This is a genomic window from bacterium, from assembly GCA_036524115.1.
In the GTDB taxonomy this organism is placed as follows: domain Bacteria; phylum JAUVQV01; class JAUVQV01; order JAUVQV01; family DATDCY01; genus DATDCY01.
The window spans coordinates 1-6,686 of record DATDCY010000020.1; the positions used below are offsets into that span (position 1 = coordinate 1).

The following is a 6,686-nucleotide window of genomic DNA, read 5'->3' on the forward strand; positions in this document are numbered from 1 at the left end:
CGGCCGCTGAGGAAACCGGCACCCAACACCACGTCGTGGCCGGCGAAGGCCCGGCGGTAGCGCAGGTCCGATCCCAGCATGCGGTCCTCGTTGAACCCGTGGAAGAACTCCGTTCCGTCGCTCATGGACTCGAAGATGACAGCGTCGCGGTTGTTCGCCGTCCAGAGGGCGAAGTTCACCTGACCGCCGCCGGGCAGGAAGCCCTCGGCGGCGAACTGCGCGCGCAGGTGGTCCGCCGTGCTGCGATCGGCCTCGTCGTACTCCGGGTAGAGCCCCTCGCCGCGCCCGGCGCCCGTCCAGTAGAGTGCGAGCCCGGCGTTCCAGGCAGGGCTCGCACGGTAGTCGAGCTTCGCGGTGATCGCGTTGCGCTCCACCGCGTAGCCCGGCACGAGGCCGTCGGAACGCAGGCGGCTCGCCCAGATGCCGTAGCCGGTGGCGCCCACGCGGCCGGCCAGGCTGCCGCGCACGTCCGTCGTGTTGTCCTTGCCGGCGGACGCCGACACGGCGCCCGAGTTGCCCGGCTGCTGCGGCGCGTTCTTGGTGATGATGTTGATCACGCCGCCGAGCGCGGAGCCCCAGGTCGAGGACGCCGGGCCCTTGATGACCTCGATGCGCGCGATGTCGTCCACCGGCAGGAACGTCAGCTCGGGGAAGTTGTTGCCGAGGTTGCTCAGGCGGATTCCGTCGAGGAAGGCCGCGATCTGCGTGAACTGCGAGCCCTGGATGTAGGGCGAGAAGACGCTGCCGGGCATGCCGCGGTTCTCGACGGCGAGTCCCGTGACGGTCTCGAGCACCTCGGCCAGCGAGTGGGCCTGGAGCAGCTCGATGTCCGCGGCGGTAATCACCTGCACATTCTCGGCGATGCGGTTGATCGATTTGAGGCTGCGCGTCGTCGAGAGGACATGCAGTTCATCGGGGGTGAAGTAGATGCCGAGGAATGTCTGCTCGGCCTCCGTCACGGCGCCCAGCGGCGCCGCCTGCCCGAGAAGTCCGATGGCCAGAAGCGCCGCCGCGGTCCAGTTCGCCAATGATCTTCGCATGCCGCTCGTCCCCTCCCAACGCTGAAGTCCTATCAGGTTACCGCACCCGCGTTCCCGCCCGCAACCGCAAAGACTCGCAAGCCGCGAGGACCATTGCCATTTCTCCTCGGGGATGGTAGGAAAGTCCAATCCACGTTGTCCGGCCCGGCCGGTTTCGCTACTGCGGCGCGTCTTGGGGGTTGTGCACGCGGTGATCACAGGGCACATCCTGAAACGGCTCGTCCCGGGGGCGGTCTTCGCCCTTCTGCTCCTGGGCGCGGCCATTGCCCGTGCGGCACCAGCCGGCGGGATCCTCGTCGTCTGCGACACCGAGGTCGCGCCGTATCGCCTCCTCGAGGAGAGCTTCGCGAAGTCCAGCCGGCTCCCCGTCCGCGTCGTCGCGCCGGAGAAAGCCGGAGGCGACGACTTCGAAGCGCGTTTGCTGCGCGAGGGCGTGCGCGGCGTCCTCGCCGTCGGCATGCAGGCGCGCGCCGCGGCCGAGGGGCTGCGGGAGCTGCCGGTGCTTCTGGCGATGGTCCCCCACGTCGAGCCGTGGGTCGCCGAGCGGCCCAACCGCCTGGGGATCGAGATGGCGCTCTCGCCGCGGCGGCACCTGGAGACGATCCGCCGGGTCTTCCCCCGGGCGCGGCGGGTCGGCGTGATCTTCGACCCGGCGCAGACCGGGCCGTACGTGCGCGGGGCCGCGGCCGTGACCGGGCTGGGCCTGACGCTGGTCACACGGGAGATTGCGCGCCCGACCGACCTCTCCCGGGCCCTCGAGGAGCTGCGCGGGGAGGTGGACGTCATCTGGCTCCTCCCCGACCCGACGGTGCTGCAGGGGACGAATCTCAGCGTCCTGCTGCTGGCGTCGTTCGAGTCGCGCGTTCCGCTCTACGGGTTCGCACGGAAGTACGTCGAGCTGGGAGCAGTGGCGGCGGCGCACCTCGACCCGGAGGTGATGGGCGTCCAGGCCGCGGAAATGCTCGCGGCGTCCCTCGACCGCCCGCCGCAGCCCGCTGCCGCGCGCCTGCGGTACGCGACGGGCGCGGAGCTCGTGGTGAACCGGAAGGTCGCCCGCAAGATGGGCATCGACCTCGACCCGACCCTGCTGGAGGAGGCCGACGATGTCCTCCGCTAGGGGCGCTGGCCGCTTCAGCCGCAGAGTCTTCCTGCTGGTCGCCGGGGTGCTGCTCGCTCTCTCGGCGATCTTCACCGGGCACCTCGTGTACGTCCAGTGGAGCACGCTGGAGTCGGTGGCGGGCGACCGCAGCCGCGGGCTCGGGAGCCTGCTGGCGACCAGCGCGAGGGCCGCCGTCTACGCCGAGAACCCGGCGCTCGCCAAGGAGATGCTCTCGCTCGTCGTCGGCCGGCGGGACGTGCTCTCGGCGGCGGTCTTCGGCGCCGACGACAGGCCGATCGCCGCGGAGGGACGCACCCCGGCGCTGAAGGCGGCGTCGACGAACCTCGATGCGAACGAGCTGGCCATCGTGCGGCTCTTCGGGCCGGAGAGCTCCTGCGTGAACCACGAGCACCCGGAGATGGTCGAGGCCCTTTGTCCCGTCCTGCTCGAGGAGCGCGGCACGGTTGCGGCGGGCCTGTACTTCGAGGAGCGCGAGACCGCGCCGGGGCGCAGGTACATCGGCTTCGTCCGGGTCAGCGTCGATCGGGCTCCGCTGCGCCGCGGAATCGCGCTGCTCATCGCGCGCAGCCTCGGCCTGATGATGCTGGTCCTGCTGCTCGGGGGCTGGGCCGGGTACCGGCTCTCCCGGCGCGTCACCGAACCGCTCGAGCGCCTCACCAGCGCCGTGCGCGCCTTCGGCGCCGGCCAGGATGTCGGTGCGCTCGCCGGCATGCCCGACGACGAGATCGGGCGTCTCGCCGAGGCCTTCACCGCGATGACGCGCGACCTCGCCGCGCGCCAGCGCGAGAAGGAGGCGCTCGCGGAGCGGCTGCGCCACGCGCAGAAGATGGAGGTCGTGGGGGCGCTCGCCCAGGGGATCGCGCACGACTTCAAGAACATCCTCTCCACGCTCAAGATCGGCGTGCACCTCATCGAGAAGGGAGCGGAGCAGGATGCCCTCGTCCTCAAGTACACCAGCCGGATGGCGGGGACGCTCGAGCGGGCGCGCGAGCTGGTGGAGCGCCTGCTCGCCTTCAGCCGCACGCGGGAGCTGCGCGCGGGGGCGGTCGATCTCACGGCGCTGCTCGGGCGGCTGGCGCCGGCGATCCGGGCGGCGCTCGATGAGCAGGTGCGTCTGCAGCTCGATCCAGCCGCGTCCGTCGCGGTGGTCGAAGGCGACCCGGCGAGCCTGGAGCAGCTGCTGATGAACCTGGTCTACAACGCCCGCGACGCCATGCCCGCGGGCGGTACCCTCACCGTGCGCCTGTCGGTCCGCGAGGAGACGGGCAGGGCGCCGGCGGCACGCATCTCGGTCGCCGACACCGGCGTCGGGATGTCGCCGGAGGTGCACGCCCGGATCTTCGAGCCCTTCTTCACGACCAAGGGCTCCGGGGGCGGGACGGGGCTCGGATTGTCCATCGTCCGTGGTATCGTCGAGGAACACCGCGGCCGCATCGCGGTCGAGTCGGTGCCCGGCGTCGGGACGACGTTCCACGTCGACCTGCCGCTGGCGCTGGAGGTGGCTGCCGCCCACGCAGCGGGCTCTGGAGCCGGGGAGGGCGGGGCGTGAGCGCCGGGCCGAAGGGGGGACGGGGCGTGACCAGGCGGGTGCTCGTGGTCGACGACGAGGCGGAGTTCCGCGCGTTCGTCTGCGATGCGCTCGCGCTGGAGGGCTACGAGACCAGCGAGGCGGCCGACGGCGTCGAGGCGGTGCGCGCCTTCCGCGAGGCGCCCCCGGACGCCGTGCTCCTCGACCTGCAGATGCCGCGGCAGACCGGGCTGCCGACGCTGCGCGAGATGCGGGCCATCGCGCCGGAGGTGCCCGTGATCATGCTCTCCGGCCGCGGGGACATCGCGACGGCCGTCGAGGCGGTGAAGAGCGGCGCCTTCGACTATATCGAGAAGCCGCCGGACTTCGCGCGGATCAACCTGACGCTGCGACAGGCGCTCGAGAAGCGCCAGCTCGAGGGGGAGGTGCGGCGCATGAGCGCGGCGCTGGACACCTCCCTGGAGGGGCGCTTCGGGACGAGCCCCGCGATCCGTGGCGTGATCGCCCGCATGAAGCAGGTGGCGCCGACCGAGCTGTCGGTGATCATCCAGGGGGAGACGGGCACGGGCAAGACGTACGTGGCGCGCGCGATCCACGAGCTGAGCCGGCGCGCGGCCGGCCCGTTCGTCCGCGTCGACGTCAGCGTGATCCCGCCGTCGCTGGTCGAGAGCGAGCTGTTCGGCGCGCGCAAGGGCGCCTTCACCGGATCGGACCGCGACCGCGCCGGCCACGTCGCGGCGGCCGCAGGCGGCACGCTGTTCGTCGACGACATCGAGAACATCCCGCTCGAGATCCAGGCCAAGCTCCTGGACGTGCTCGAGACCAAGCGCGTCTTCCCCGTGGGCGGCGGCGAGCCGGTCGCGGTGGACTTCCGCCTGATGACGGCGACCAACCGCGACCTGCGCGCCTGCGTCGCGGCGCGCACCTTCCGCGAGGACCTGCTGTACCGCATCGGGGAGTTCGTCATCGACATCGCGCCCCTGCGCGAGCGGCCGGAGGACGTGCTGTTCTTCATGGACCTGTTCCTGGAGGAGGCCTGCGGCGAGCTGGGCCGGCAGATCCAGGGGTTCAGCGCCGCCGCGGCCGAGCTGCTCGTGACCCATGCCTGGCCCGGGAACGTGCGCGAGCTCAAGAACGTCGTCCGGCGCGCGGTGCTGACCGCCCCCGGCGACCTGGTGGAGACCGCGCAGATCGACCTGCTGGCGCGCGCCGTCGAGGATCGCCGCGAGGAGCGCGAGCGGGGGTCGCTCAAGGAGGCGGTCCGCGCTCTCGAGAAGCGGATGATCCGCAAGGCGCTCGAGGCCGCGGGCGGCAACAAGACCCGCGCGGCGGAGGTGCTCAAGCTGAGCTATCCGACGCTCCTCTCGAAGGTCAGGGAGCACGGCCTCGAACCATAAGAAGTTCTGATAGCCACCATAAACAATCTTTACTGTCTTCCCGGTGCCGTGGTGTGCCACGCCGCCGAATATTCGAGAAATCGGACGGTTCCGGCCCGGCAACCCTCTTGTCGATCATGGCGCGCTTCTTGCTCTCCGCCAACGCTGATCGGCCGGGTGCCGGGGAGGACACGATGCGAATGCTCACCGCGGCCGCTGGAGTTCCCGCCTCGGCGCCGGGAGCCGGCGGCCTTCCGGCGCCGGAGTCGCTCCTCAGGGCGGCTCCCGGCCGCGGCCCGCGCCGGGGCCGCATCCTCATCATGGATGACCACCAGATGGTCCGCGAGACGATGCGACGCCAGCTTGTGGTGCTGGGCTTCGAGGTCGCGGTCGCCGCCGAGGGGCGCGAGGCCGTCGCCCTCCACGAGCAGGCCCGCAGGGACGGGACGCCCTTCGACGCCGTCGTTCTGGACCTGCGGGTCGACGGCGGCTGGGGCGGCGAGGAGACGCTGGCGGAGCTGCGGCGGCTGAGCCCCGGGGTGAAGGCGATGATCTGCAGCGCCGCCCTGGCCGCGGCGCCCGACGCCTACCTGCGCAAGGGCTTCCGCGCGGTGCTCACCAAGCCCTACTCGATCGCCGAGCTGCAGCAGAAGCTCGAGACGACGCTGTTCGCGTAGACGGAAGAGCTAGGCCCGGCCCGCCTTCGGCGGCGTCGCGAGCTCCATCCCCGGCGCGTCGGCGGGGCGGGCGGCGAAGCCGTGCCGCGCGAAGAAGCGCTCCGTGCCGGGCGCGGCGATCACCCCGACGAACGCGCCCGGGGGCGCCGCCGAGCCGAGCTGCCCGAGCACCAGCTCCATGATCTTCGAGCCGATGCCCTTGCGCTGCAGCCGGGGCACCACCAGCACGTCCTGGATGTAGAACGTCAGCGCGCCGTCGCCGATCACGCGCGCGCAACCGACCGGCGTCTCGCCGTCGAGCAGCACCACCACGTCGAAGAAGTCGTCCCTCAGCGCGCGCGCCGCGATCGCGAAACCGAGGGGCGGCAGCCCCAGCTCCTCGCGGATGCGCAGGAACTCCTGCGGCATGATCGAACGGCCGATGTAGCTGATCTTTGCCATGTGGGGCTCCTTTCAGCGGGCCGGCTCCTCGATTTCCACGAGGGTGCCGGCGAAGTCCTTCGGGTGCAGGAAGAGCACCGGCGTGCCGTGCGCGCCGATGCGGGGCTTGCCGTCGCCGAGCACGCGCGCACCCTGTGCGGCGAGGGCGGCCGCGGCGGCGACGACGTCGGGGGCCTCGAGCGAGAGGTGATGGATGCCGCCGCCGGGGTTCTTCTCGAGGAACGAGGCGAGCGGCGAGTGCCCGCCCAGCGGCGTGACCAGCTCGATCTTCGTGTTCGGCAGGGCGACGAAGACGACGGTCACGCCGTGCTCGGGCAGCTCCTTCGCGTCCGAGACCGCGGCGCCCGGCAGGCGCGCGAACGCCGCCCGGGCGGCGGCCAGATCGGGGACCGCGATCGCCACGTGATTCAGCCGGCCCGGCGGGGAGGGCGGAGCCGCCGCTTCGCCCGCCGCCTCCCGCGCGCCGCAGACGAAGCGCTCGAGCAGGCGCCGGGCGCCGATGGT

At 71.9% G+C, this 6,686-nt stretch carries 7 protein-coding genes; 4 read left to right on the forward strand and 3 right to left on the reverse strand.

Going from position 1 to position 6,686, the window contains the following annotated elements; all coding sequences use genetic code 11:
* The coding region (locus VI078_01205; GenBank protein HEY5997907.1) for a TonB-dependent receptor plug domain-containing protein at positions 1-1,040 on the reverse strand (1,040 nt) is incomplete at its 3' end.
* A 190-nt stretch (positions 1,041-1,230) separates the two neighbouring features.
* Here VI078_01205 and VI078_01210 point away from each other — a divergent pair.
* From VI078_01210 to VI078_01225, 4 genes are all read left to right on the forward strand, one after another.
* Entirely contained in the window at positions 1,231-2,157 is a 927-nt protein-coding gene (locus VI078_01210) for an ABC transporter substrate binding protein (protein HEY5997908.1), read from the forward strand.
* Positions 2,144-3,709, forward strand: coding sequence for an ATP-binding protein (locus VI078_01215; protein ID HEY5997909.1), 1,566 nt, complete (start codon positions 2,144-2,146; stop codon positions 3,707-3,709). The genes VI078_01210 and VI078_01215 overlap by 14 nt, the downstream gene beginning before the upstream one ends.
* The gene (locus VI078_01220) at positions 3,706-5,085 is read left to right on the forward strand and encodes a sigma-54 dependent transcriptional regulator (GenBank protein HEY5997910.1); all 1,380 of its coding nucleotides are present in this window, start codon (positions 3,706-3,708) and stop codon (positions 5,083-5,085) included. Before VI078_01215 ends, VI078_01220 begins: the two co-directional genes overlap by 4 nt.
* Before the next feature lie 173 nt (positions 5,086-5,258).
* On the forward strand, positions 5,259-5,741 hold the full coding sequence (locus VI078_01225) for a response regulator (GenBank protein ID HEY5997911.1): 483 nt from the start codon (positions 5,259-5,261) through the stop codon (positions 5,739-5,741).
* 9 nt (positions 5,742-5,750) lie between these two features.
* Here VI078_01225 and VI078_01230 read toward each other — a convergent pair whose 3' ends face one another.
* Positions 5,751-6,182: a GNAT family N-acetyltransferase gene (locus VI078_01230; GenBank protein HEY5997912.1), complete on the reverse strand. Its 432-nt coding sequence runs from the start codon at positions 6,180-6,182 to the stop codon at positions 5,751-5,753.
* A 12-nt stretch (positions 6,183-6,194) separates the two neighbouring features.
* Positions 6,195-6,593 (reverse strand): methylmalonyl-CoA epimerase, encoded by a 399-nt coding sequence (mce, locus tag VI078_01235; protein HEY5997913.1) that lies wholly within the window; start codon positions 6,591-6,593, stop codon positions 6,195-6,197.
* Between the last annotated feature and the right edge of the window lie 93 nt (positions 6,594-6,686).

Excerpts from the sequence above, each read along its gene's own strand:
- VI078_01225 (HEY5997911.1), top strand. The coding sequence starts at position 5,259 with ATGCGAATGCTCACCGCGGCCGCTGGAGTTCCCGCCTCGGCGCCGGGA.
- VI078_01230 (HEY5997912.1), bottom strand. The coding sequence starts at position 6,182 with ATGGCAAAGATCAGCTACATCGGCCGTTCGATCATGCCGCAGGAGTTC.
- VI078_01215 (HEY5997909.1), top strand. The coding sequence starts at position 2,144 with ATGTCCTCCGCTAGGGGCGCTGGCCGCTTCAGCCGCAGAGTCTTCCTG.